A 25,218-nucleotide genomic window follows, 5' to 3' on the forward strand; every position below is an offset into this window, starting at 1 on the left:
GAGAAAGAAGATTTTGGTGTGAAATAAGTTTACTATTTTAAACTACTAATTGTCAGAGCAAATTTGCTTAAGTTATTCTTTCGCCAGTTAGCATCGGTTGTTCTATTGGTGCGTAACTCTAAAACTCTAATACCTGTTGTTGGTAGTGGGTTGAGTAGCTGTTGTAGATGTTCCCAGGATGTAATTAATTCATAATCTACGTTATAAGTAGTACACAAGTCAGCAAAATTAATATTTTGTGGTGTTGCAAAAAATTCTTCAAAAGGCGGGTCAAATTTAAATATAGGCAACATTTCAAAAATGCCCCCGCCGTTATTATTAATTAAAATAATGGTGATGCTTCCAAAAAACTTATTTCTAAGTAAAAAGCCGTTTGTATCGTGCAATAAAGCCAAATCACCAGTTAACATAATACTGCTTTGATGACGGTGGGCAATGCCTAAAGCTGTGGATAAAGTGCCATCAATACCATTTGCGCCCCGATTGAAAAAAGGTTGAATTTCAGAATTATTAGGTTTCCAGAAAAATTCCACATCTCTCACGGGCATACTATTAGAAATGAAGATGGGGGTTTTTTGTGGTAGTGTTTGGGAAAGTAACCAGGCAAGTTTTCCTTCAAATAACTCCTGCATACTAATCATTGTTTGGTCAATGGATGACCTAACGCTGGCTTCGCTATTACACCATAAATCTATATAAGACGAGTTGGGTATTTCGTTAAGGCGGTTATATTGCGATTGTTTTGATAATAAATATTTTTGCGCTACAAAACTTAATTGTTCTACAGATATTCGTAGGTGGTGGGTTTGGTTATGCAGAGAATCAAGGTTGTGATGACTAGGATCAATTATCCATTGTTCAGGTTGAAGAGATTCTAGCCAGGTACGCAATTCTTTACTTGTAGGTAAGTCACCTATTTGAATGACTATTTCTGGTGTTAGTTGTTGTGCTAGTTGTTGATTTCGCAGAATTAAATCGTATGTGGATATTAAGTATGGGTTAAGTTGGGCGTAGTTTCTAACTGGAGATAGTCCTTCAGCTAGAACAGGGAATTTTAATAGTTTAGAAAGGTGTGCGATCGCACTACAATATTCTTCTGGTTGAATTGGTTGTGCAACGCCAGCAATAATAATTCCTCGCTCACATTGCAGCCATTTTTCGATGATAGTTTCAAGATTTGGAATAGATGATGTTTGCGTCTGAATATATGGGGTTATTCCCGCAAAAAATTCTTCTGGCTGAAGTTGCGACTTGAAAACTTCGGCTTCTAATTCTGGGATAGGGGCAAGGGGGTCGCGAAAGGGAATGTTAAGATGGACGACACCAGGGGTAGGAAAGTGCGATCGCTCCCAAGCATACATAATTGTCTGTCGCAGGTAACGCAATAGTTTAATATCTAAACTAGGCACTGCTAATTCAGTTTGCCAGTTAGGATAATTGCCATATAATTTTACTTGATCTATTGTCTGCCCAGAATGACAATCTCGCATTTCTGGCGGACGATCTGCTGTTAAAACTATTAGTGGTATACGACTTTCTTTAGCTTCAATTATTGCTGGATAAAAGTTTGCTCCAGCAGTCCCAGAAGTACAAACTAATACCACAGGACGATGTGTCCGTTTTGCTATTCCTAAAGCAAAAAAGGATGCGGAACGTTCATCTAAAACGGGAATTGCTTCTATTTGGGGATGTTGTGCAAAGGCGACTGCTAAAGGCGTTGAGCGAGATCCAGGGCAAATAACGGCTGTGGTTAATCCTAGTCGCTGTAGAGTTGTTGCTAGAATTGAAGCCCAAACAGAATTAGTATTGCGAAAATCTATAGACATTGGGATAAAAGAAATAAATATACCAAGAAAGAGGATTAAAATTAGATGATTATGCAAGCACAAGAACAACGCTATTACTCACCTGAAGAATACCTAGAACTTGAAATTAATTCAGAGGAACGTCACGAATACATTAATGGTGAAATTATTGTAATGACAGGAGGAACACCAAACCATAACAAAATTGCTGGTAACTTTTATGCTGGGCTAAATTTTGGTTTAAAGCGTCAACCATACCAAGTCTTTATTACAGATCAACGGCTGTGGATTCCTCAAAGGCGTATTTATACCTATCCTGATGTGATGGTTGTTGCAGGTGAAATAGAGTTGGCTGAAGGAAGGAAAGACACAATTACTAATCCAGTATTAATTGCTGAGGTGCTATCAAAGTCTACTAGAAATTATGACCAAGTTGAGAAATTTGCCGCTTATCGCACTATTAGTACTTTTCAGGAATACGTTTTGATTGACCAATATACTATGCACGTTGAACATTACTATAAAACTGCTCCGACAAAATGGATTTTTTCTGAGTATGACGGCGAGGAAATGATGCTGTCGCTTTCTGCTTTTTCGTTTGAAATTTCTCTGGCTGATATATATGACAAGGTAGATTTCACAACGTCAGATTAAACTAAGGCTTTAAGAAGTGCTTGAAGTTTTAGTTGAATTTCAGCTAGTTCTTTGTCAGGTTCGGAACCTGCAACGATACCTGCACCAGCATAAAGTCTAGCGCGATCGCCGTCTATTAAGGCGGAACGAATGCCCACAATAAATTCACTATTCCCTTGGTGATCTACCCATCCTATCGGCGCAGCATAAAGCGATCGCTCAAATAATTCAAAGGTGCGAATTTGTTGGCAAGCGATTTTGCGCGGTAAACCTGCTACTGCTGGGGTAGGATGTAATTCTGCCACAATTTCTAGAGGATGAACGCATGAAGGCATTCTTGCTTGAATTGGTGTCCATAAGTGCTGGATATTGGCAAGTTTGAGTAGTTGTGGCAATTGTGGGCTGACAGGTGCTAATCCTAGTTTCGTTAGGCGTTGGGTGATAAAATCTAGTACTACTAGGTGTTCGCGTCGTTCTTTTTCACTACTCAATAAGCGATCGCCAAATTCTGCATCTTCAATTGCTGTTGTTCCCCTTGGCGCTGAACCAGCTAATGAGTCTGTAAATAACTGCTGATTTTTAATACTAATTAACCGCTCAGGACTTGCACCAATAAACGTTTGTCCTTTACTATTACTTGTAGAAAATATATAACAGCCAGGATAACGTTGGCGCAAATTATCCAAGGAGTCAATTATTTTAAATGGTGCAGGTGATTTAACATCTACTGCATGAGCTAAAACAATTTTATTTAGTTTGTTACAACGAATTGATTCTAATGCTGATGTTACCGAAGATTTGAATTTATTTATATTATTAAAACTAAGATTACAATAATTTTCTAAAGAGTTATAAATATGATTTGATTTAATCTGGCTACTGTTTTTAATTATTTCAATTTTTGATAGTATTTCTTTAAATAAGAATTCATGGTTTTTTAGTTGATTGATTTCTATGTTTAAAACTAAAATACCTTTGTTTTTATATTTAGAAAATTGTAAACGTGGCAAAAAAATTGTGGCAGGAGGAAAAGTTAAATCCCCATTAAGGGGTTCATCAAAAAAAGTAAAGTTACAAAAAAAATGAGGTCCAGTTAAAGCCAGATCGTCAGCGCCAGCGATCATTGTGCTACTGAAACAAGATTTGATAAAATGTTGAGCCTGTTCAAATCGTGAACTACCTGCCACCTTGAGGGATACTACTGCATCAATAGCTGCGATCGCCACTTCATGTCCAGCTTGCTCAAAATAAAAATTTAGTTGACCCGGTTTAGCCATTGCAGCCATTACAGCCAACGGATCAACAGGTGGCATCTCTAGAGAAATACTGATAATTTTTGTTTGGTCTTTTTGTTGGGCAGTCTGCTTACAGGCTGATAGAAACTGATACAGATCCTTACACTCAATAAGCTGGGGATTACGATATGGTGTAACTGTCATAGCACTGAAGTTTAGCAAACTTGTTTGCATTTTGTTAATCATTGATCATTGAGAATTGTAAATTATGGTATAGGTGGAGGTATGCCATAATTTAGCCTCTATCCCAAGAATGATTATGCACACAAAATGAGCAATTATAGCTGAAACAAATTCTTCATAGATGCAAATAGCAGCGACACACATAGTTGCCGAGCTATATGCTAATTATGTATAGATGCAAAATTTCGCGTCTCTACATTTGATTAAAATTATCATAGCCAGTACAAGACTGTATTAATGTAATCAATCAAATGACTACAAGTATCATTGAACAGCCAAATAAAAAATTGTGGTTAGCAGCAATTAAGCCACCCATGTACACTGTTGCTGTGATTCCAATTTGGGTAGGTAGTGCTATTGGTTTTGCTCAAACTAAAATTTTGAATCTTCAAATATTTGCTGTGTTTTTAACTTCAGCAATTTTGTTTATTGCTTGGATGAATGTAAGCAATGATGTCTTTGATGATGATACTGGCATCGATCAAAATAAAGCGCACTCTGTTGTCAAATTAACTGGCAATAAATCTTTAACTTTTTTGATAGCAAATTTGTGTTTAATTACAGGAGTATTGGGAGTAAGCCTGATTTCTTGGTGGCAAAGAGATATTACAGTAATGGCGCTAGTGCTGGTAGCTAGTGCGATCGCATATACCTACCAAGGTCCTCCTTTTCGCTTAGGTTATCAAGGTTTAGGGGAAATTATCTGCTTAATTTGCTTTAGTATGGTTGTCGTCGCAGCTTATTATAGCCAAGCACAAGCTTGGTCAGTTGCCAGCTTTGCTGCTGCTATTATTGTAGCTATTGCAACCAGTTTAATATTGTTTTGTTCTCATATTCACCAAGTAGAAGATGATTTAGTAGCAGGGAAGCGATCGCCAATTGTTCGTCTTGGGACAAAAAAAGCTTCCCAAATTGTACCTTGGTTTGGCGGTAGCATTTACGCACTAACAGCTTTATTTGTTTTATTGCAAATTTTCCCAGTTGCGACATTGCTAGTTTTTCTCAGTTTACCTTTAGCTATCAAGTTATTTCGCCACGTACACAATTATCACGATCAACCAGCCAAAGTAAGTAACAGTAAATTTATGGCTGTAGGAATGCACTTTGCGATGGGGTTGCTACTCGGTATCGGCTTTTTAATCAATTAACAATTAACAATCAACAATTAATAATGACAACTAAAATCTCATCTAATTCAGCAGAAATTCGTGATATATTTGAGCGAATTGCGCCTCATTACGATCAACTCAACGACTGGTTAAGTTTAGGTCAACACCGCATCTGGAAAAAAATGGCTGTTAAATGGGCTTCGCCAAAACCAGGGGATACCTGTGTTGACCTCTGCTGCGGGAGTGGCGACCTTACTAAATTATTAGCCAAAGAAGTTGGAGGACAAGGGAAAGTTTATGGCGTAGATTTTAGCCCCCAACAAATGGCAATTGGTAAAGAAAAATTTCCTTTACCACAAATTGAATGGATAGAGGCAGATGTTTTAGATTTACCCTTTCCAGATAATAATTTTGATGCCGCCACAATGGGATATGGTCTGCGTAATGTTGTAGATATTTCTCGTAGTTTACAAGAAATTTATCGTGTGCTGAAACCAGGAGCAAAAGCTGCAATTCTTGATTTTCATTTAGCTTATCAACCATTTTTACAGCAGTTTGAGCATTTGTTTTTAGAAAACGTTGCTGTCCCTTTAGCTGAACGCTTTGGTCTACGTGATGAGTATGCTTATATTTGGGAAAGTTTACAAAAATTTCCTCAAGGTACTCAGCAGGTAGCATTAGCTAAACAAGTAGGTTTTGCTGCTACTCATTACCCGATAGTCGTTGGAACAATGGGAGTTTTAGTAGTTACTAAACCTGAAGCATAATTTCATGCAATTAGTAAAATATGGTGGTTTGTAATTAAAAGCATAAATCAAGTTTTAGATAATTAACCACAGATGCACACAGATAAACATAGATGGAATAATTGATTTGTGCAAAAAGCCTAATGCCTATCCAACAAGTTGCTAATTATCAATTTAATTATTCTTTGACGGGCGGAGAAGAAAAACCCTTATTATTATTGCTACATGGCTTTATGGGCAGTAGCAATGATTTTCAAGATGTAATCACATTGCTATCGGAAAAATTTTGCTGTCTTGCTGTTGACTTACCAGGGCATGGCAAGACGAAAATTTGGGGTAGTCAAGAATGTTATAGCATGGAGAATATAGCACAAGCATTAATTAATTTACTTGAAAGTTTAAAAATTAATCAATGTTTTTTATTTGGCTACTCGATGGGTGGTAGATTAGCTTTCTACTTAGCTCTGAAATTTCCTCAATATTTTGCTAAAGTTATTCTAGAATCAGCTTCACCAGGATTAAAAACAGCACCAGCTAGATTAGATAGAATAAAACACGATGCGGAATTAGCCACAGAGATAGAAAGTAATGATTTTGGAGAGTTTTTAAATAAGTGGTATCAGCAACCTATTTTTAGTAGTATCAAAATAGATCCGAAATTTAATACTCTTCTTGAGCGAAGATTACAAAATAATCCTCTAGAAGTAGCTAAATCTCTGCGTTATATGAGTATAGGCTGTCAGCCTTGTTTATGGCAGCACCTAGTTAGTAATCAACTGCCTTTGCTGCTGTTAGTAGGAGAATTTGACCAGAAGTTTATAGAGATAAATCAAGAAATTGCTAATTGTTGCCCAATAGCGCATTTAGAAATAATTAAAAATTCTAGCCATAATGTTCATTTTGAACAACCGCATCTCTGGCTTAACAATGTGGAAAATTTTCTTTTGAGCAATGTTATATAAATTTAGTTTCCGTCCCTACCAACGTAAATTTAAACGAACTTTGCAAACAAATCACGGCAATTGGGATATCCGTGAAGGAATTATTATTAAATTAATAGATGAAAATGGCATAATCGCTTTGGGTGAAATTGCACCTATTCCCTGGTTTGGTTCTGAAAGCTTGGAATCAGCTTTAAATTTTTGCAATCAACTAGGTACTGAAGTTAGTATTGAAACAATAAATTCTATTCCTAATTATCTCCCCGCGTGTGAATTTGCGTTTGAATCTGCTTGGGAAACATCAAAAAATTACCCCCCTCAGTCCCCCCTTGTTAAGGGGGGAAGTAATACATCTTGCTCCCTCCCCTTGATAAGGGGAGGGCTGGGGAGGGGTAATACAAGCTCTAAATATCTTAATTACAGTAGTTTATTACCTACTGGCGTAGACGCTTTAGAGTTATGGCAACCACTTTTGACTCAGGGATATCGTACCTTTAAATTAAAAATAGGGGTTACATCTATTGAGGATGAAATTAAAATATTTAATCAACTAATTAAATTATTACCAACTGATGTAAAGCTGCGTTTGGATGCTAATGGAGGGTTAAGTTTTGATGACACAAAGGTATGGTTAGAAGAATGCGATCGCACTATAGTAGAATTTATCGAACAACCCTTACCTGTTGCTCAATTTGATGCCATGTTGGAGTTAAGTAATCAATATACTACTCCTATCGCCTTAGATGAATCTGTAGCCACCATCGATCAGCTAGAAGCGCATTATACCAGAGGTTGGCGAGGAATATTTGTAATTAAACCTGCGATCGCAGGTTCCCCTAAACGTTTACGCCAGTTTTGCCAAACCTATCAAATTGATGCCGTTTTCTCCTCAGTATTTGAAACATCAATCGGAAGACAAGCAGCTTTAAACTTAGCAAGTGAATTATCTAACCCTAATCGTGCAGTCGGTTTTGGTATCAACCATTGGTTTAAAGAAGATGAGGACTGGCTAGAAAAATTATGGCAAAACCCTTAACCTATCTGCAAAAACGTCTTGGCGATGATTGGCTAATTGGTTATGATTGCCAACAGCTTATCACTTTGGCTGAAGAATTATTGACACAATTATTGCAGCGTGGAACATCACCCAAAATTTTGTTAGCCGAAAAAGACCCCATTAAATTTATAGCTGGTTTTATCGCTGCAACTACAGCTAATTATCCGGTTTTTTTATGTAATCCTAATTGGGTAAAAGCTGAATGGGAGCAAGTTTTTAATTTAGTTCAACCAGACATAATCTGGGGAGAATTAAACTTTACTTTTCCACACACCCACACGCCCAAACCTGTATTAAATACCTCCCACTCAGGATTAATTATGATTCCAACAGGGGGGTCATCAGGTGAAATTAAATTTGCCATCCATACATGGCAAACATTAATGGCATCGGTGCAAGGTTTTACAAAATATTTTGCTATAGATAAAGTTAATTCTTTCTGTGTATTGCCGTTGTATCACGTTAGCGGTTTAATGCAATTTATGCGATCGCTCACCACTAACGGTCAATTAGTAATTTTACCCTTTAAAACCCTAGAAACAAGCCTAACACCCTTCCTCGTAGACGGGGAGGGGCAGGGCGTGGGGTTTTCTAATTATTCCCCATCCCCCATAATTGATCTTATTAATAACATTAATACCGCCGAATTTTTCCTATCATTAGTACCAACGCAACTACAACGCCTCTTAAATCATTCGTCTACATGGTTATCTAATTTTCATACAATACTATTAGGAGGCGCACCCGCTTGGCTAGAAATTTTAGAAGCAGCAAGATTTCACCGTATCCGGTTAGCGCCTACTTATGGCATGACAGAAACAGCCTCACAAATTGCCACCCTCAAACCAGAAGCTTTTATAAATGGTATTAATAATTGCGGTCATATTTTACCCCATGCCCAAATCAAAATTTGTAACGAGCAAGGGGAAATATTAAGTAATAACCAAATTGGCATTATTACTATCCAATCTCAGTCCTTAGCACTAGGCTATTATCCTAACTTATTTACAAACAAGCAGAATTTTACCGTAGATGATTTAGGGTTTATTGATGACAATGGTTATCTAAATATCATTGGTCGTAATAGTAACAAAATTATTACTGGCGGTGAAAACGTCTTCCCTACTGAAGTGGAAGCAGCAATTTTAGCTACTAAATTAGTTACAGATGTCGGTGTGCTTGGCTTGCCAGATAAACATTGGGGACAAGTTGTTGCAGCCGTTTATGTTCCCATTAACTTAGAAGTTTCTAACGATATACTCAAAAATGTAATTACTAATAAAATTAGCAAATTTAAACAGCCTAAATATTGGATAGCCGTTGATAAATTACCTCGCAATCAACAAGGTAAAGTTAACCGTGAACAACTAGAAAAAATTGCTATTACATGGCAACTGCATCACTCCAATGATGCAGCCATTGCTTAATTTCTCCTGGTATTTCTTTCCGACTTCTACTCATCTTATCTATGCAAACGTGCTTAGTTATTGCTGTAGCTACTAACTTTTCGGTTTGAGCTAAAATAATATTGTAGGCAATTTCAAAACTATGCTCCGTTAAATACTTAGGCGACAAATGAATTAAGATTTTATCGCCACAAAATAATGGTTTGATAAAATCAATACTAGCGTGAACGATTGGTATAGCAACATCTTGGTTACTAAAAAATAACTTCAAATTAATACTTGATGCTGCTAAAGATTCTTCATAAGCTTCATGGCATATTGCTAATACATTAGCAAAATAAACTACACCTGCTGCATCGGTATCTTGAAAGTAAATAGTCCGAGTATAGGTAAACGACATTGCTAAATAAGTTACTTGATTTATAGTATTTTTATACCAATTTTAGGAAAAAATACAACAGCCTCTAATAAATAGCTCCACATTAAAAAAAATAACACCGAAAATCTCCCCCTCACCGCAATTCGGCGAGGGGGCTGGGGAGTGTAGTAATACGTTTAATTAAGTTCACAAGACATTGTTGACATTACAGTTGCGACTATTGCCGCGCCCGTAGCTGATCCAGACAATTTTTTAATTTCGCACTTTGTAGTTAAGCCCTTAACTACTTAAATTATTTGCTTTCTTAACTGCTTCTTTTAACTCTTCAAAGGTAATACTACCTTCTTCGTCTAAACCATACCGTGATAGTAACTCCTGGGGGCTACTGGTATTTGTTTCTGATGAGATGATTGCATTTAAGCCAGGACTAAGAAAAAGCTCCTCAAGGGAAACTTTTCCGTCTTGATCGCGATCTAAGTTAGTAAAAAGAGATTGGAGATCTTGCTCGGTTGCCATAACTTTTTATGTGAATGAATTTTTCAACTTTCAATCTCATTAATATCTCATTAATCTCTCAAAATTAAATAAACTTATATCCTTAGACGTAGAAACGGGTATCACTGGGGCTATTATCAGGTGTAATCTCTAAATCACCTACTTACCATACTTAGACAGAGGAATCAGGCATTTTCAATTCAGCATTAAGAAAGTCAATAAATTGTCTAGCTGTACGCCCAGATCGACCATTATGACGAGTTGCCCATTGTAAGGCACGATATGCTAAATCCTCCTGACTAATTTGGATGTGGGCTTGTTGTGCTAGATGCCGGATAATATTTAGGTAGGTATTTTGATCGGCAGGCTCAAAGGTTAAAGTAAGACCAAAGCGATCGCTAAAAGAAAGCTTCTCTTGAACAGTATCCCAAGAATTTACCTCATCCGCATCACTGGGGCGGGGTCGATCTTCAAAAAACTCTCTAATTAAATGTCTGCGATTAGAAGTAGCATAAACCACTACATTCTGAGGTCGTGCTGTAATATTACCTTCTAACACTACTTTTAATGATTTAAAAGCATCGTCATCTTCTTCAAAAGATAAATCATCTACGAAGATAATGAATTTTTGGGGTAAGCCGCGCAATTGTTCTACGATTGTGGGTAAATCTTGGAGATGAGATTTAGCAACTTCGATCAAACGTAAATGGCGATCGCTATATTTATTTAATATCCCCTTAACTAAAGAAGACTTCCCAGATCCGCGACTACCATAAAGTAATACATTCAAAGCTGGGTAGCCTGCAATTAAAAATTCAGTATTTTTTACTAAAGCTGCTTTTTGTGACTCATAGCCAAATAAATCCGTCGGCTTCACCTGATCAGGGTATGCAATTCCCACCAATTGCCCCGCCTGCCAACGAAAAGCAAAATACTTAGCAAAAATACCTACCCCACATTGACGGTAATAAGAAGCCAAATCCTTGACTGCATCCGCCCAATTTCCCTGTTGTAATCTTGTGCGAATTAATAACTCATGGTGTGTTGATTCTTGAGGTTCTTGGTTCCAAAAAACAGGTGTAACTGATAAATTACACATAGTTTGAACCCAACGGCTCATTTGATAGCTACTACACTTATAAAGACTGTGTAATGCTTGTAAATCATGTTCCGCCGCCGCTATCAAAGCTGGTGGTAAACTAGCAAACTTTTCTATTTGAGCTTGCTGAGAAAACGGATTATCAGCCACAATAATTTGATTAATTAAATAATCTTGCCAGCTAACATTTATAGCTGCTAAATTTTTAAACCAGTTACCATAAGCTTGCAAGCAAACTAAAGCACTTGCTTCTCCACCATCACTATGATATAGAGCTTGCAGTAGTTGCAAGAAAGAGGAACCAACTTCGTCCGCCAGCACAGATTGATACACCAGCAGAGAAGCTAGTTGGCGGTGAAGAAAACGGATTTCAGCAAGATCGAGCGTATTACGGGAAGACATATTTACAATTATATAGGTGTGCGATCGCGTCAATTGAGCAGTAGCTTTGCTAGGCTGAAACCTCTAGTTATACTAAAGTTCAGCATTCTTTCATTTAACAACCTAAATTTAAAATCTCAAATTATAAATTGCGACTATGCACCCGATATTAACAGGGCGGTTGAAAGTTGAAAACGTGACGATCGCGATCGCAGATCTGCCAGCAGATTTACAAGGCATAAAACTGGTGCAGATGTCAGATTTTCACTATGATGGTCAGCGACTATCAGAAAATTTACTACAACAAGCGATCGCAGCCAGCAACACCGCTAAACCAGATCTAGTAGTCCTGACTGGCGACTATATAACCGACGATCCCAGCCCAATTCACGAATTAGTACTACGACTCAAACACCTGCAAAGTCGTCTTGGTATTTATGCGATCCTGGGCAATCACGATCATTCTTACCCCAATTCTAAAGCAGAAGTAACCATTGCCCTAACTAATATCGGCATCCAAGTTTTATGGAATGAAATCGCCTATCCTTTAGGATCGCAATTACCCCTAGTAGGACTAGCTGATTATTGGTCGCGTCAGTTTAACCCATTAGTGCTAAATCAGTTAGATCCTCAAACACCTCGGTTAGTCTTATCTCACAACCCAGACAGCGCAGAAAAATTGCAACAGTGGCGAGTAGACCTACAACTTTCTGGTCATACTCATGGCGGTCAAGTAGTAATACCAGGTATTGGGGCTGTACTACCACGATTCAAGAAACTTAGTCAAAACATTTCCAGCGACCTCTACCCCTGGCTACCCTTCTTAAAAAAAGGTCGGCACAAAGTAGTCAAACATTGGGAATGGTCTGAAGGCTTGCACCGGATAGGAAGCAATCAGCTTTATATTAATCGTGGATTAGGAAGCTATTTCCCTGGACGGTTATTTTGTCGCCCAGAACTCACATCAATTACATTAATTCAGAAAAATAAGAATAATTAAGAAGTCTTAATACAGAAATCAGAATCAACCCTGATCATAAAATTTTCAACAAAGAAATTTTTGCACATACTATCTATTATTTAAATTTGCAAGGCTTTTGCGTAACAACAATTTTTGAGGCTGGTTCAGAAATTGTAATATCCAGTCAGGCTCATTTTCTTGCAATTGAAAACCGTTTTTTTGATATAACTGTCGAGCCGGATAATTATTATCTAAAACGTGCAACTCAATCTCTTTAAAGCCCCATTCTAAAGCTTTTAGATCACAAGCTTTTAGTAATTTATCTGCTACTCCTTGCCGTCGGAATGTTTTGCTAACAGCCAAATTAGAGATATAAAGTGACCCAGAGCTACGTCGCCCAAAACAAGAACGCATCGCCATTTCTATTGTACCAGCAACATACTCATTGCCACTAGCATCTTTAAGAGAAGGAATAACCGCAACTAAACCAATTTGATTTGGCGACTTAGAGCGAAGCCGAGTACGCAAGTCTTCATAAATTCCCAGGCGTAATACAGGATATAGCCATTGCATGATTCCCGTGCGTGAGTGAAAACTATCAGCTAGTATTTCAGCAATGCTATCTAGATCTTGTAAATTAACATCACGAATGACGAAATCAGAAGCGGCAAAAGTAGATGACTCCACCAGACTATGTTGATTTGGTGTAAAAAAAGAAAATTCTAGGTTCACAACAGCTAACAATTTTAGTAAACTTTAAAATGTTTATACGAACAAATCCTAACTTGTTTGTCCACTTGTATTTAACTACAATGGTATAGTAATTATGAATTAAAATTTTATTCATCACATTGATTAAGAAGATATCCCAAAATTTATATAAATTGAGCAGTTAGATATAATGTTCTAATATTCCTCGTGAGGACGCTTAAAAGGTTGCCACCAGCAATAGCTTGAGCTACGTGCTAAGGTAATAATGATAGCTTCTATGCTTGAGTGAGTGCGATCGCCATCACTTTAGTATCTTCAAAGGAGCATTGGCATCTACAAACAGCTACATCTATACTAAAAATTCACAGTATCTCTAAGTTAGCGGCTGTTTCGGCTCCAAATTTAGTAAATCTTGCTATTCTATGTCTTAGCCCAAAGAGCGATCGTCAACGGCAGTAAGGGTAGCACGCTGATGAAAGCCCTCAGTTTAGCTTACAATTTACCAAGTATCACCAATAAAATTTTATTATTTATTCTAGTCGGCAAAAAAAATGCTGGCTGCTCATCTTACGGAAGTTTATCGAGGAGTGCATCGCTTTGGGGCATTCATGTCTACAAGACCCTATTTAAACTTACATCTTCGCATTATCCGGATCTACAACGATCAACCCAGGATCTTTCAAACAGACTGTTTTTTATCTGAGCAACGGCGTGGCAAAATCAGATGAGCCAAATCATGGTCTAAGATTACGCTCAAAGTTTGCGCCCAAAAAATAAGAGCGAGTTTTTCAGTCGGCAACTTATAGTTAAGACAATACTGAAACACAAATTTTAGAATCAAGAAGGGTGCACCAACCAGCAATTGCCACAGCGACGAGAGTGAAACAGACTAATGCCAATCCTTAAGCCTATGGGAAGCATCAAATACCATCGTCCTCATCTGATCATCACTAGCCCTCTTCTGATGTCAGACGCTGTGATCAAGAAAAAGACGTTTCATCAGTACGGGCAGGTTTTAACCTTGCTCCTACAACAGCAGGAGAGCGGTGCATGAAATCTCAAATAAGCAAGAAACCAAAAATTCTGGTTGTCGATGACGAACCAGATAACCTTGACCTGCTTTACCGTACTTTTTATCGAGACTATAAGGTTTTGAGAGCAGACAGTGGTCCTGCTGCCCTTGAAATGCTTGATCAAGAAGGCGATGTAGCAGTAATCATCTCAGATCAACGTATGCCGATGATGAGCGGTACGGAGTTTCTTAGCCGCACCGCCGTAAAATACCCAGATATTATTCGGATTATATTAACTGGCTATACTGATGTCGAAGATTTAGTAGAAGCGATTAACGCGGGTAAGGTATTCAAATACGTTACAAAACCTTGGGAGGCTCAAGAACTTAAGGAAGTAGTGCGTCAGGCGCTAGATACTTATAACGTTGTTAAATTACGGACACAGGAACTTTATCGGACACTGCGCCGTGAATCGCTATTAAATACTGTTATAAATACCATTCGTAATGCTCAGTACACGCGGCAAGGTGAATCACCGCTACGGCAAATACTACAGACCATTGTAGAATCAGTCGGTCAAATGCTAGAAGCAGATATTTGTATTCTGCGTCCAATCGTTGATGAGCAAATGGCAGAGGAATGGTTTGTTTATGAAAAGCCAAAAATAATTACGGAACACGAAGATAGTCAACCAACTGCTGAAAAGGTAGATGCTCATAGCTATGCGGTTTTGGGGCAAACAGTCTGGGAGACAAAGGAAGTAGAAGTAGTTAACGATATCGCTACGACAGAACACTTTGAAGCTAGTAACACAGAAAATCAAGAAAGAATCATCGCTTATCAAAAAGCTGACATTCGTTCCAGCTTGGTAGTGCCACTAATTACTCAAAACGAATTAATGGCAGTTTTAGCACTACACCAGTGTGGACAACCACGTAATTGGAAAGATGATGAAATTCAATTGGCGGTAATGGTAGCGGATCAAGCCGTGCTGGCTCTTTCGCAAGTACGAGCTTATGAGCAAGTTCACGCTCTAGCTCAACGAGCTACTTTAGTAAATACCATTACCACTGCTATTCGGTCTAGTTTAGATCCCCAAGATATATTTGCTGCAATTACTCAACAGCTAGGGCAAGCACTTAAAGTTGATGGCTGTGCCTTATCTTTATGGACAGAAGAAGATGAGTTTGTTCAGTGTGTAGGATTGTATGACAGCACTCAGGCATCAGCACTAAGCGGAAAGCAATTAGAAGAGGAACTAAAAGCTAATAATGGTTCGCTCAAACACGCTTTGCCCCAGTCATTGGTTCCTATTAATGAAAATCCTGTCTTACAGCAGTTACTACAGACTCAAAAACCTGTAGTAAGTAATGATTTAGTAGGTAATGCTCAACTGGGCGGGGCAGATTTGCCACTGCGAGAACCAGCAAAAGCATTATTAGTCGTACCGTTAATTGTGGATGGCAAGATTATTGGCAGTATTTCACTGCGACAAACCGAAAAATTACGCCGTTGGCAACAAACAGAAATTGAATTAGCCGAAGCCGTAGCATCTCAAGCTGCGATCGCAGTTCAGCAAGCTAAACTCTACCAAAAAACCCAAGAAAATGAGCGACGGGTACAACAGCTTAATACTTACCTAACTGAGTCGGTATTAAAGCGGTTTTTACCCCCAGGAATGGTCAAGCAATGCGCGACTGGTACTATGTCACTCGATCTCCGTCCAGAACCCCGCTTAATTACGATTTTATTTAGTGACATTGTGGGCTTTACCCAACTTTCTAACACCTTGCGATCGCGCAGAGTGGCACAGTTATTAAATGAATACCTGGAAGCAATGACCAAAGCTGTGTTTGATAACGGCGGGGCAGTTGATAAATTTATGGGAGACGCGATTCTAGCGTTGTTCGGTGCGCCAGAAGAATTAACACCAAATGAGCAGGTGCGACGCTCAATAGCTGCTGCACGGCAAATGCACAAGTCTTTGGAGGAACTCAACCAACGCTGGCAAGAACAAGGCATTGTCGGCTCAGAAGGTCGTCCTCCGGTGCAATTTCGCTGTGGTATCCATCAAGGAACTGCTGTAGTCGGGATGTTTGGCAGTGCTGAACGCTCAGACTATACTGCTATTGGTCCAAGTGTAAACATAGCAGCACGCTTGCAAGTAGCAGCCGAGCCTAACTCAATTTTGGTGTCAGCAGTTGTGGCAGATTATTTGGAGGATGAAGAAATTACTAAGGGTAGTTCTCTGAATCTTAAAGGTATTGATGAAACTGTTTTGACGTTCTCGGTTGATGTTAACCCTGTGGTTAAAAAGGCTACAAATCCAACAAGTACGGGATTTGGTTGGGATTTCAAGTTTTAGGATTAATTTATTTTTCTCGGCTCTAAGAATGTGTTCAGGTCGTCGTCATAGGTACAACTCGCTATGAAGCTGAACGCTCATGTTCCTATGTCTCAGCAACTTAATAATGATCCACCAGCACTGTTTCCTTTGGTAACTTTGGGATCGGTGATTATCCATTGTTTAGCACTGTGGATGATTAACTTAATGATTAACGGCAAGCAGACGGCTGAGGTTAGCGCTAAACTTGTTCCGGTTCAGCTAATTGAGTTACAAGCTACAGATATCCCCGCTAAAGGTGACATCAGTATAGAAAAACCCTCGACAGGGAAATTATTCCCAGAAAAACTTGCCACGCCATCACCATTAACTACAGCAAAAACTCGTCCTATCAACCCATCTTTTCCTGCTGCTAATAATCAGCTTGATTCAACACAGCCACAAGCAACAATTCTCAAGCCAAGATTAATTGCGCCTCCTGTAATTAGTAAGTTGGATTTGAAACCGACTCCCAAGACATTTCCCAGCGTGGAGAAGGGAGATAAATTGCGTAGGCGCAGCCCGTCGCAGACATCGCGATCGCCCTTACCATCGGCATTTAAAACGCCGTCTTCTAATACATCTTCCTTGAGACAGGTTAATCCAAACCAAGATAGCCCGCGAGTGGCTAATGGTGGATCGCAGCCTGCCTTAGCACCGAAAAATTTAGCTTCAACCGTTAATTCTAATCAGGGAAGTAGGGGAGAGTCTAGGCAAGATTCTTCGGGATCACCTACCCCGACTCAAGGTAATATTTCTCAGGGAAATGATTTAAATGCGCGATCGCAACCTACTAATAACCAGCAAACATCCCCCTCACCCTCCTCTCAACAGCAACAAGCATCCTCAGTAGCAGAAAGTTCTCAGCCACAGCAAAGTGGTGGGCTAGTAGCAACCTTGTCTAACATTCTTCCTGCTAATCGTGGCAAGGATATCCCTGAAAAATTGGCAAAGCCTTACCAACAAGAAAAACAACTTGACTATATCCCGTTGCCATCAAGTAAAGACACTACTAACCAAGCCGTAGTTTTACAGGTTGTAGTGTTAATTGATGACACTGGCAAACCCGAAGTGCAATCTACCCAAGTTTTACAAGGAAGTAAAACCATCGACTCTCAACAGTTAGCCCAAGATGTCATTAAGGATTGGAAGTTTGAGCCTGCTTATCAAGGCAACCAACCCGTCTACAGCTTGCTTCAGGTTGTTCTGACCCTTGAACCACAACCAGCTTAAAATAAAATCAAAAATTTTTGTGCAAATTTAGTGATATTTATGCTATATTAATATAGGTGTGAATCTAAAAGCATTAGTGAATTAAGATTCCATTCTAAGTTGCGGGTGTAGTTTAGTGGTAAAACTATAGCCTTCCAAGCTATTAATGCGGGTTCGATTCCCGCCACCCGCTTAAGAAAAAACACGACACAGCAAGGGTTTTAGAGTTTCCCAAAACGGCTATTTAGCTAATAAATGTATCCGAAAAAAACGGCTATGAAACGGATACATTTATTTTTGGGATTGCCTCAAAGACTTTTCGGGCATGGCTGATGCTAGATTCTCCTACGCCAAGTATTAAGGCTGTTTCCTTGTTTCGCTTCCCCTTTACCAAGGGATGATCTAACGGGTTAGTTAACTGATGACATACTGTTATCAAGCTGTTGCCTCAAAGCTTCCTTCTCTGCCTTGAGGCTTTCTACTTTCTCAATTCAAGTATTACTCATCCAAATTAAATTCATCTAAATTAAACTCAGAAGCATTAATCGGAGGCTCAATTTCTAAAAATTCCCTATATATTCTTTCTCTATATTCTTGACCGATCTCATTAACAGCCTTAATAAAGGCTTGATAAGTACCAACTCCTCCTATCTTGTCCCAAAATTCATTGCCAATAAGAACCACTTCATCTTGTTGCATATTAAACCAACGAGAAGGAAAAGACCACTTATAATCTTCTTTTTTACCATACGGATTGTATGGTAAAGCAAAGTAAGAACCATTAATTTTTTGAGGTTCCATACTGTGTAATTTTAGTATCTTTTCTTTACTTACCTTTGTTTGATCGCTATTGGGAAGAGGCGCTTTTAACTCAAAAGCATACTTTTCTCCAGTAGTTTTATCTACAGCATAAATGTCACAAACAACTTGAACAGGAATATCTTCACCATCGCCTTCTAAAATATAGGATAATTCCCTATCCCAGTCAGGCTTAGTTCTGGACTGCCCTGATGGTGGATGCTCTAACTTATTAAGTGTCTCGCTAATTCGTCTGAGCCTTTCACTTTTAACTGTCCCACAAATAGTATGAGCCATTTGACAATGACCTAAACCTTCCCTACCAGCCACAACTGCTAGTTTTTCCCATACTTTACCAAAAGGCGTAACAAATCTTCTTTCAAAGTGTGAACCTTTAAATATTTCATCAGGAACTAAAGCAGCATAAAGAGGTTTAGAACTTCGATGTTTTTCAGAAATAAAAGGATCTATTATGAGAACTCTCTCCATAACTTGATCCATCATCTCTTTAATAACAGATTGAATTGCTATTTTAATTTTTTCGGATTCACTCATAATAGATGGGATTCTGTTATAAAATAATTTTCAACAAAGCTTTGGCAAGATAGCGAACAATAGGCACTGGAACAGCATTACCAAATTGTTTTTTTGCTATATTTTCATTGTTGGCAATAACAAACCACTCAGGAAAGCCTTGTAATCTTGCATAGTCTTGTGCTGATATAGGTTTAAATCTTCTTTTTTTATAAATTTCTCTAATAAACATTTTTTTATATTCATTTGGTTCCTGACATTCCAAAGAAACTCGTGCAACAAAGTCTCTAGTTCCAGTTGCTGTTAACGTTGAAATTACATTTGAATGAGGTAGAAAAATCTTAGATACTCCATTAATCCCAGAAGAAATTTTGGAATTAACAAATTCATATCCTTGAGCTTGCACGTATCTAAGAATATTTTTATTTATTAACATTTCCACTTCTTGTTCATTTAGATTGGGAATTAGCTTTTCCAGTATTTCAAACTTTAAAGGATTACCATCTTTTTGTCCGTATATTTTTTTTCTCCTATTTTTTAAAATGGTTTGACAAATCAACTTTTCTCTTTGAGTTGTTCTAATTAAGTCCCACGAATGAATAGTAGTATGACCATTTCTGATATCTGCGAAAGTAAAAAAATCGTTTAACTCATCATTTTGTTGAAATCTACCTCTAGAAGCAGGTATTTTTCCATCAAATAGAATTTCTGAAGAAAATTTTTTTTTGGTCAAATTTCGACATTCAATTCCCTGAATAAAATCATAAAGCTTTGGTTCCTTAGATGCAGGTTTAGAAAAAGCGAAGTTTGAGCTATCCTCTAAATCCTTCCTAATACCAACTATAAATACTCTATCTCTATCTTGGGGAAGCCCAAAGTCATAAGAATTAAGGACATCATGTTTAACCTGATATCCTATTTCTTTTAATTGATCGATTATGTATATAAAACTTTCTCTATGCCGGGGTTCAGTTAAACCTTTAACATTTTCAAAAATAAAGCTCTTTGGGTGATTTTTTTCTACCAGTCTAATTACATCGAACCAAAGCTTTCCTCTTGGATCATCAAAACCCAAAGATTTTCCAGCAATAGACCAAGGTTGACAAGGCACTCCGCCTACCATTACATCAATTTCATCAAAAGGAAGTTCATTAAGACTTCTTATATCTCCTAAATCAATTTCGTCGGAATTAATAAAACTACTAAAATTGGTTTGGTAAACTTCAATGCTTTCTCGATCAATTTCGGAGTAGCCCAAACATTTGCCACCTAGCTCTTCTAGTGGAATTCTAAAACCACCGATTCCAGAAAATAAATCCACAAAAGTAAAATTATGATTTATCAATCCAAAATTAATGAGTTTAAAAGGCTTAAATAATTCCAGTTGATTAGCAATAGTAGCAGTCATCATCTTATTAAGGATTTACTAGAAGCAGTAATAGCACAACCGAATTGAGAGGATATTTATTTAACCTTAGCTTAAATCCAGCTTTCTCTAAAGCGCGATCAATGAAATCCTTTCTGGTAGCTGCTTCGTTGGGAGAGATGAGAGTATCCTGGGAACTTAGTCAATAATTAGGGCAGTACAGGATGCGATCAAAACTTGCCTTTATCGGATTAGGTGTCATGGGTAGCCCAATGGCAATTAACCTCTTGCAGAGTAGTTATACAGTCGTTGGATGGAATCGTACCCCAAACCGCCCCCTAGTCGAAAAAGCTGCTCAAGCAGGAGTACAAATTTTTCCTACTATTGCTGACGCAGTTAAGGATGCAGACTTTATTTTTATTTGTGTTAGTGATGTTGAGGATGTGAAGGCAGTTATCTTTGGTGAGGGTGGAATTGCCGACAATGCCAAATCTAACGCTTTAATTGTCGATTTCAGCACTATTGGCACAACTGCCGCCCGTGATATTTCTGCCCAACTTCAACCCCGTAATTTGCGGTTTATGGATGCCCCTGTTTCCGGTGGGGATATTGGCGCACAAAAAGGTACTCTCACGATTATGGTTGGGGGTGACAAAGCTGATTTTGATCAATGCTTACCCTTGCTACAAACAATGGGTAAAAAGATTGTTTATTGTGGGACAGTAGGTAATGGTCAAGCAGTGAAATTGTGCAATCAAGTTTTATGTGCAGTTCACATGGTGGCATTATGTGAAGCTATGCAAGTTGCCGAACAACTAGATTTAGACCCAAATTTGATGATTGAAGTTTGTAGTAGTGGGGCTGCGGGTTCTTGGGCATTAAGCAACTTAGGCGCAAAAATAGCCGAGTCTGATTTTGCTCCTGGTTTTATGATCAAGCACATCTTAAAGGATTTGCGTTTAGTGCAAGAAAGCCTCGCAGATACTGATATTAACTTACCTGGAGTGAAATTAAGCGATCGCCTATTTAAAATTGTGCAAGATATGGGCGGTTCTGAGCAAGGTACACAGGCAATGATTCGCGCCTATAAAGAAAGCAGTATGTAGAGACTTACCGTACTACGTCTCTACATCAAATATTTGCTGCTTACCTATAAAAAAGTGACCAAGATGGTCACACTACAGATAGGGGATGTAGTGCGGGCATCTTGCCCGCGTGGGGTTGGGCGTAAATAAAGTTAGGCTTTTGCTGTTTTAGCAGCGCGGCGCTGAACAATCATCCTTTCAAAACTCAGGGCAAATACCCCCAATGTCACCAGTAAAATTCCCACAGTTTGTATAGTTTGCAAAGCGGTTTTTGGTCCTGGAATCAGCACGAAAGCTAAAATTGCCGTTAAAACTGGACCAGTAGAGGCGATAATAGATGCTCGCGCTGCACCCAAAAACCGAACGCCAAAGTTGTTTAATAAATAACCTAATAGCGTTAAGACACCTAAGATAATGCCGCCAATAATTAAACCCTGCTGATTCTCAGGCAGAACATTAACACTAAATGGTAACGGCAGAATTAAGCTGACGCTAGACAATACAAAAATGGTGGAAAATTGTACCAAGCTAACAGGCACAGGATGCAGTTTTTGAAAGCCAAGTTGCATCAAAATTAGGTAGAAGGCAAAGGCAACGCCTGAACCGACTGCTGTGCCAACGCCAAAACCAGACATACTACTGGTTGAGGAAATGCTGGGATAAGCTGCTAACACAACACCCAAGGAAATTGTGAGCATTACCCCAAATCTTAACAGAGTGGGGCGATCGCCAAATAGTAGCCATGCCAAAGGAACTGTAATAATCGGATACATAAACAAAATCGTCACAGCTATCCCAGGTCCAATATCACCAATGGCAATATAAATTAGCACCTGCGATAAAAACAAAAAGCAGCCACTACCAATTACATTCAAAATTGAGCGAGTATCCTTTGCCGTAAAGAAAGTTTTCAAGTCTCTCCACACAGCCGGATACAGAAACTTAGTAATTAACACCATTAGCGGTAAAACTACCAGCATCCGCATCCATAAAATTAACAGCGAGTTACCAAGATCAAGTTTTAGAACTCCACCTATGGTAAATAAACCTAACAGTTGGCTGGGATTACCTACAATCCTGACAACCACATTGTGAATCGACAGCGCGACTGTGGATAGTAAGACTAGGAAGAAACCTAACTGTAATTCTGAAAGCTTCTTTTTAGGCGGTTGTGGTATTGGTAGCGGCGCACCTGGAAACTCTAGCGGAATTGGTTTAGCTGTGGGTAGCTGTCTAGATGTAACAGTTGTATCTGCTGGTGGCAGTTGAGGCTGAGTAACTGCTGTTTGTAGTTGTTGGTTAAGACGATTAACTAAAGTTTCTAGAATTACCTGCCCTTGCTGCTCTAAGCTGTGCATTTGACCAAGTTGTTGGGAAAGGGCGCTTTGATAGCTATTGATGTCTTGCTGTAGTGTCTTAAAGGTGGTTGAGAGGGTGGAATCTAAAGATGCCAATAATCGGTAGGCATGATCGTTGTATTCACCTGGAAGCAGATTAGCACCGACAGGGCTAGTCATAGCCGATGAGGATGTATCTGCCATCTGCTGGAGTTGCTGCCTTAGCTGTTCTTGCAGTTGGCTGGTTAAGTTTTGTGATAACTGCTGAAGTTGCTGTTGTTGTTGTTCAACCTGTTGCTGACGCTGGGATTGCAGTCCGTCAATTTCTTGAATCAAGCGGTTTTTTTCTGCCTGAAGCCGCTCAACGTCTTGATTCAACTGGACGATGAGATTTTGCTTCAGGTTTTGAAGTTCCTGAGTCATTGTCCTAAGTAGAGCTTCTGTTGCTTGAGAATCCAAAGCCTCAGAATTTTCTGGTAGATTGTCCAGTTGCCCCATTTGCGTTTTACCTTATATCCGATGTATGACCAAGAACCATTAGAGGAACTTAATCAATTGTTTTAGTAGTATTATTCAGTATTTGGTCAAATCTAATTCCCGATTTGCGGTAATTAGTGTTAAATAAATGTGCTTTTTGTTTGCAACAATGTTATTTAACTGCGACTTTCAATAGGTTTTGTAACACCTATACTCTCTTTACTCTACTAAGTAATAGTAAGAGGTTGGCGTATTGCTATCAACTATCTGTCTATTCTATAAAATCCCCAAAATTTGATCTTATACATTAAAATTACCCCGATCTAAAACAGAACGAGCGGGTGGAATCGCAAATCTTTACATCGGATTTTTTATATAAACAAAACTTATATAGCAGCGAGCTATCAGCCTTAACTCCCTTAGCTTTTCTATAAGAGCATTGTGTCTCTGGCTATATCTGACTGCTTTCCATCAGTAGACGGAGTGATATAAAGATAATTGCTCCAAGAGTGGCAGTAATGGGAATAGTAATTATCCAAGCTAACCCAATTGAGCGCACGGTTTGCAAGCTAATAGATTTCCAGTCTTTTAACAGTCCAATGCCGACAACAGCACCAACTAAGGCGTGAGATGTGGAGACAGGTAAGCCTAAGCGGGAGGCAACTAAGATGGTGGTAGCGGTGGCAAGTTCGGCACAAAAGCCACTACTAGGCTGTAGGGTAATTATGCTTTCGCCAATGGTGGCAATAACTTTTTTACCCATAACTGCAAGACCCGCAACTATTCCCAAACCACCTAAGATGAAAATCCAGAAGGGGATACTGAAGTCATTTAGGGGAATTGAGCCTGTACGATTGATATAAACGATCGCAGCTAAGGGTGCGATCGCATTTCCCACATCATTAGAACCGTGTGCAAACGCCACAAAGCAAGCACTCACAACTTGAAATCTTCCTAACTGTTGCTCAATAGGGTTAGATAACCCCTCCCTGTTAACAGGGAGGGGAGAAGAGTTAGGAAGTGCTAATTGTCGCCAGCTATATAGAGTTAGTGCAGAAATGGCGATCGCACCCACTACTAATGAGATATCGTGGTTGGGAATATTAATACCCAGTTGATTTGTCACAAAAGCTTGCACTGGTTGAGTTACTGTTGGCAGTACGATCACACCAAACACAGTTAATAAAATTGCACTTAACCAGGGAATCCACTCGCGTAGTTGAAATAGTGGATTTGGTTGGTCTAATATCCAACGTTTAACAACACTATAAAATAACGCCGCAATTACACCACTAATTACGGGTGTGAGTATCCAACCTATAGTAATTCTGCCAATAGTTGACCACTCAACCGCGTTAATTCCAGCATAGACAGCACTGAAACCTGCGATCGCACCGACAACCCCATGAGAAGATGAAACGGGTAAACCGAAACTTGTGGCAATTTGTAACCACAAACCACAAGCAAGCAATACTGAAACCATCCCCAAAAGTAAAACTTTCGGTTCTGATGCAAATAAACTTGGGTTAGTTACTCCAGTGGCTAAAGTTTCCGATACCGCACGACCGAATAAAACTGCACCTGTAAACTCTAAAATTCCAGCAATTATGATTGCTTGTTTTAGTGTGACAGCTTTTGACCCAACGGAAGTCCCCATTGAGTTAGCAACATCGTTTGCGCCTAAATTCCAAGCAAGGTAGAAAGCTAAAAAGACTACTAAAAATATCATTATTTTAATAGAGAGGGGAGAGGAGGGAGGAGGGAGGAGTAAGAAAATTTCATCTTTTTTTGGGTGCGCTAGTCCATAACAGT

The 25,218-nt window shown here is 38.8% G+C and carries 20 protein-coding genes and 1 tRNA gene; 11 read left to right on the forward strand and 10 right to left on the reverse strand.

Features of this window, described 5'->3' with window-relative positions:
* Nucleotides 1-32: 32 nt before the first annotated feature.
* Entirely contained in the window at nucleotides 33-1,826 is a 1,794-nt protein-coding gene (menD, locus tag CRI9333_RS18895; protein ID WP_015204772.1) for a 2-succinyl-5-enolpyruvyl-6-hydroxy-3-cyclohexene-1-carboxylic-acid synthase, read from the reverse strand.
* Between the two features lie 45 nt (nucleotides 1,827-1,871).
* Between menD and CRI9333_RS18900 the strand changes: the two genes are divergently transcribed.
* Entirely contained in the window at nucleotides 1,872-2,459 is a 588-nt protein-coding gene (locus tag CRI9333_RS18900; RefSeq protein WP_015204773.1) for a Uma2 family endonuclease, read from the forward strand.
* Here the strand turns inward: CRI9333_RS18900 and CRI9333_RS18905 are convergent.
* A complete protein-coding gene (locus CRI9333_RS18905) occupies nucleotides 2,456-3,919 on the reverse strand; it encodes an isochorismate synthase (RefSeq protein WP_015204774.1) in 1,464 nt (487 codons plus the stop codon). The genes CRI9333_RS18900 and CRI9333_RS18905 overlap by 4 nt on opposite strands.
* A gap of 248 nt (nucleotides 3,920-4,167) precedes the next feature.
* Between CRI9333_RS18905 and menA the strand changes: the two genes are divergently transcribed.
* From menA to CRI9333_RS18930, 5 genes are all read left to right on the forward strand, one after another.
* Nucleotides 4,168-5,064: a 2-carboxy-1,4-naphthoquinone phytyltransferase gene (gene menA, locus CRI9333_RS18910; protein ID WP_015204775.1), complete on the forward strand. Its 897-nt coding sequence runs from the start codon at nucleotides 4,168-4,170 to the stop codon at nucleotides 5,062-5,064.
* Between the two features lie 23 nt (nucleotides 5,065-5,087).
* A complete protein-coding gene (ubiE, locus tag CRI9333_RS18915) occupies nucleotides 5,088-5,792 on the forward strand; it encodes a bifunctional demethylmenaquinone methyltransferase/2-methoxy-6-polyprenyl-1,4-benzoquinol methylase UbiE (RefSeq protein ID WP_015204776.1) in 705 nt (234 codons plus the stop codon).
* Between the two features lie 122 nt (nucleotides 5,793-5,914).
* A complete protein-coding gene (menH, locus tag CRI9333_RS18920) occupies nucleotides 5,915-6,733 on the forward strand; it encodes a 2-succinyl-6-hydroxy-2,4-cyclohexadiene-1-carboxylate synthase (RefSeq protein ID WP_015204777.1) in 819 nt (272 codons plus the stop codon).
* Entirely contained in the window at nucleotides 6,723-7,748 is a 1,026-nt protein-coding gene (locus CRI9333_RS18925) for an o-succinylbenzoate synthase (RefSeq protein WP_015204778.1), read from the forward strand. Before menH ends, CRI9333_RS18925 begins: the two co-directional genes overlap by 11 nt.
* The gene (locus CRI9333_RS18930) at nucleotides 7,733-9,196 is read left to right on the forward strand and encodes a 2-succinylbenzoate--CoA ligase (RefSeq protein ID WP_015204779.1); all 1,464 of its coding nucleotides are present in this window, start codon (nucleotides 7,733-7,735) and stop codon (nucleotides 9,194-9,196) included. Before CRI9333_RS18925 ends, CRI9333_RS18930 begins: the two co-directional genes overlap by 16 nt.
* Here CRI9333_RS18930 and CRI9333_RS18935 read toward each other — a convergent pair.
* The 3 genes from CRI9333_RS18935 to CRI9333_RS18945 all read right to left on the reverse strand — a co-directional run bounded on the left by CRI9333_RS18935 (nucleotide 9,153) and on the right by CRI9333_RS18945 (nucleotide 11,550).
* On the reverse strand, nucleotides 9,153-9,575 hold the full coding sequence (locus CRI9333_RS18935; protein ID WP_015204780.1) for an acyl-CoA thioesterase: 423 nt from the start codon (nucleotides 9,573-9,575) through the stop codon (nucleotides 9,153-9,155). The two genes, CRI9333_RS18930 and CRI9333_RS18935, sit on opposite strands and share 44 nt — an antisense overlap.
* 258 nt (nucleotides 9,576-9,833) lie before the next feature.
* Nucleotides 9,834-10,070 (reverse strand): EF-hand domain-containing protein, encoded by a 237-nt coding sequence (locus tag CRI9333_RS18940; RefSeq protein WP_015204781.1) that lies wholly within the window; start codon nucleotides 10,068-10,070, stop codon nucleotides 9,834-9,836.
* Between the two features lie 151 nt (nucleotides 10,071-10,221).
* Nucleotides 10,222-11,550, reverse strand: coding sequence for an ATP-binding protein (locus CRI9333_RS18945; RefSeq protein ID WP_015204782.1), 1,329 nt, complete (start codon nucleotides 11,548-11,550; stop codon nucleotides 10,222-10,224).
* A 136-nt stretch (nucleotides 11,551-11,686) separates the two neighbouring features.
* On the opposite strand from CRI9333_RS18945, the gene CRI9333_RS18950 reads away from it, so the two are divergent.
* Nucleotides 11,687-12,529: a metallophosphoesterase gene (locus tag CRI9333_RS18950; RefSeq protein WP_015204783.1), complete on the forward strand. Its 843-nt coding sequence runs from the start codon at nucleotides 11,687-11,689 to the stop codon at nucleotides 12,527-12,529.
* Between the two features lie 69 nt (nucleotides 12,530-12,598).
* On the opposite strand, the gene CRI9333_RS18955 is transcribed toward CRI9333_RS18950, so the two are convergent.
* Nucleotides 12,599-13,222 (reverse strand): GNAT family N-acetyltransferase, encoded by a 624-nt coding sequence (locus CRI9333_RS18955; protein ID WP_015204784.1) that lies wholly within the window; start codon nucleotides 13,220-13,222, stop codon nucleotides 12,599-12,601.
* A 1,029-nt stretch (nucleotides 13,223-14,251) separates the two neighbouring features.
* On the opposite strand from CRI9333_RS18955, the gene CRI9333_RS18960 reads away from it, so the two are divergent.
* The 3 genes from CRI9333_RS18960 to CRI9333_RS18970 all read left to right on the forward strand — a co-directional run bounded on the left by CRI9333_RS18960 (nucleotide 14,252) and on the right by CRI9333_RS18970 (nucleotide 18,002).
* Nucleotides 14,252-16,579, forward strand: coding sequence for a GAF domain-containing protein (locus tag CRI9333_RS18960; protein ID WP_015204786.1), 2,328 nt, complete (start codon nucleotides 14,252-14,254; stop codon nucleotides 16,577-16,579).
* Nucleotides 16,580-16,642: 63 nt separating this feature from the next.
* On the forward strand, nucleotides 16,643-17,830 hold the full coding sequence (locus tag CRI9333_RS18965) for a hypothetical protein (RefSeq protein ID WP_015204787.1): 1,188 nt from the start codon (nucleotides 16,643-16,645) through the stop codon (nucleotides 17,828-17,830).
* A gap of 101 nt (nucleotides 17,831-17,931) precedes the next feature.
* Nucleotides 17,932-18,002, forward strand: a tRNA-Gly gene (locus CRI9333_RS18970).
* 305 nt (nucleotides 18,003-18,307) lie between these two features.
* On the opposite strand, the gene CRI9333_RS18975 is transcribed toward CRI9333_RS18970, so the two are convergent.
* Nucleotides 18,308-19,162, reverse strand: coding sequence for a TdeIII family type II restriction endonuclease (locus CRI9333_RS18975; protein WP_015204788.1), 855 nt, complete (start codon nucleotides 19,160-19,162; stop codon nucleotides 18,308-18,310).
* A gap of 16 nt (nucleotides 19,163-19,178) precedes the next feature.
* Nucleotides 19,179-20,552 (reverse strand): DNA cytosine methyltransferase, encoded by a 1,374-nt coding sequence (locus CRI9333_RS18980; protein ID WP_015204789.1) that lies wholly within the window; start codon nucleotides 20,550-20,552, stop codon nucleotides 19,179-19,181.
* 179 nt (nucleotides 20,553-20,731) lie between these two features.
* Between CRI9333_RS18980 and CRI9333_RS18985 the strand changes: the two genes are divergently transcribed.
* Nucleotides 20,732-21,613 carry an NAD(P)-dependent oxidoreductase gene (locus CRI9333_RS18985; RefSeq protein WP_015204790.1) on the forward strand — a complete coding sequence of 294 codons (882 nt, stop codon included), beginning with the start codon at nucleotides 20,732-20,734 and terminating at the stop codon, nucleotides 21,611-21,613.
* A 131-nt stretch (nucleotides 21,614-21,744) separates the two neighbouring features.
* Here the strand turns inward: CRI9333_RS18985 and CRI9333_RS18990 are convergent, their stop codons facing one another.
* On the reverse strand, nucleotides 21,745-23,427 hold the full coding sequence (locus CRI9333_RS18990) for a DMT family transporter (RefSeq protein ID WP_015204791.1): 1,683 nt from the start codon (nucleotides 23,425-23,427) through the stop codon (nucleotides 21,745-21,747).
* 430 nt (nucleotides 23,428-23,857) lie between these two features.
* Entirely contained in the window at nucleotides 23,858-25,135 is a 1,278-nt protein-coding gene (locus CRI9333_RS18995; RefSeq protein ID WP_015204792.1) for an inorganic phosphate transporter, read from the reverse strand.
* Between the last annotated feature and the right edge of the window lie 83 nt (nucleotides 25,136-25,218).

This window comes from Crinalium epipsammum PCC 9333 (assembly GCF_000317495.1).
GTDB classification, from domain to species: Bacteria; Cyanobacteriota; Cyanobacteriia; order Cyanobacteriales; family PCC-9333; genus Crinalium; species Crinalium epipsammum.

Coding starts and splice junctions, on each gene's coding strand:
- menD (WP_015204772.1), bottom strand. CDS start 1,826: ATGTCTATAGATTTTCGCAATACTAATTCTGTTTGGGCTTCAATTCTA.
- CRI9333_RS18900 (WP_015204773.1), top strand. CDS start 1,872: ATGATTATGCAAGCACAAGAACAACGCTATTACTCACCTGAAGAATAC.
- CRI9333_RS18905 (WP_015204774.1), bottom strand. CDS start 3,919: ATGATTAACAAAATGCAAACAAGTTTGCTAAACTTCAGTGCTATGACA.
- menA (WP_015204775.1), top strand. CDS start 4,168: ATGACTACAAGTATCATTGAACAGCCAAATAAAAAATTGTGGTTAGCA.
- ubiE (WP_015204776.1), top strand. CDS start 5,088: ATGACAACTAAAATCTCATCTAATTCAGCAGAAATTCGTGATATATTT.
- menH (WP_015204777.1), top strand. CDS start 5,915: ATGCCTATCCAACAAGTTGCTAATTATCAATTTAATTATTCTTTGACG.
- CRI9333_RS18925 (WP_015204778.1), top strand. CDS start 6,723: ATGTTATATAAATTTAGTTTCCGTCCCTACCAACGTAAATTTAAACGA.
- CRI9333_RS18930 (WP_015204779.1), top strand. CDS start 7,733: ATGGCAAAACCCTTAACCTATCTGCAAAAACGTCTTGGCGATGATTGG.
- CRI9333_RS18935 (WP_015204780.1), bottom strand. CDS start 9,575: ATGTCGTTTACCTATACTCGGACTATTTACTTTCAAGATACCGATGCA.
- CRI9333_RS18940 (WP_015204781.1), bottom strand. CDS start 10,070: ATGGCAACCGAGCAAGATCTCCAATCTCTTTTTACTAACTTAGATCGC.
- CRI9333_RS18945 (WP_015204782.1), bottom strand. CDS start 11,550: ATGTCTTCCCGTAATACGCTCGATCTTGCTGAAATCCGTTTTCTTCAC.
- CRI9333_RS18950 (WP_015204783.1), top strand. CDS start 11,687: ATGCACCCGATATTAACAGGGCGGTTGAAAGTTGAAAACGTGACGATC.
- CRI9333_RS18960 (WP_015204786.1), top strand. CDS start 14,252: ATGAAATCTCAAATAAGCAAGAAACCAAAAATTCTGGTTGTCGATGAC.
- CRI9333_RS18965 (WP_015204787.1), top strand. CDS start 16,643: ATGAAGCTGAACGCTCATGTTCCTATGTCTCAGCAACTTAATAATGAT.
- CRI9333_RS18975 (WP_015204788.1), bottom strand. CDS start 19,162: ATGAGTGAATCCGAAAAAATTAAAATAGCAATTCAATCTGTTATTAAA.
- CRI9333_RS18980 (WP_015204789.1), bottom strand. CDS start 20,552: ATGATGACTGCTACTATTGCTAATCAACTGGAATTATTTAAGCCTTTT.
- CRI9333_RS18985 (WP_015204790.1), top strand. CDS start 20,732: ATGCGATCAAAACTTGCCTTTATCGGATTAGGTGTCATGGGTAGCCCA.
- CRI9333_RS18990 (WP_015204791.1), bottom strand. CDS start 23,427: ATGGGGCAACTGGACAATCTACCAGAAAATTCTGAGGCTTTGGATTCT.
- CRI9333_RS18995 (WP_015204792.1), bottom strand. CDS start 25,135: ATGATATTTTTAGTAGTCTTTTTAGCTTTCTACCTTGCTTGGAATTTA.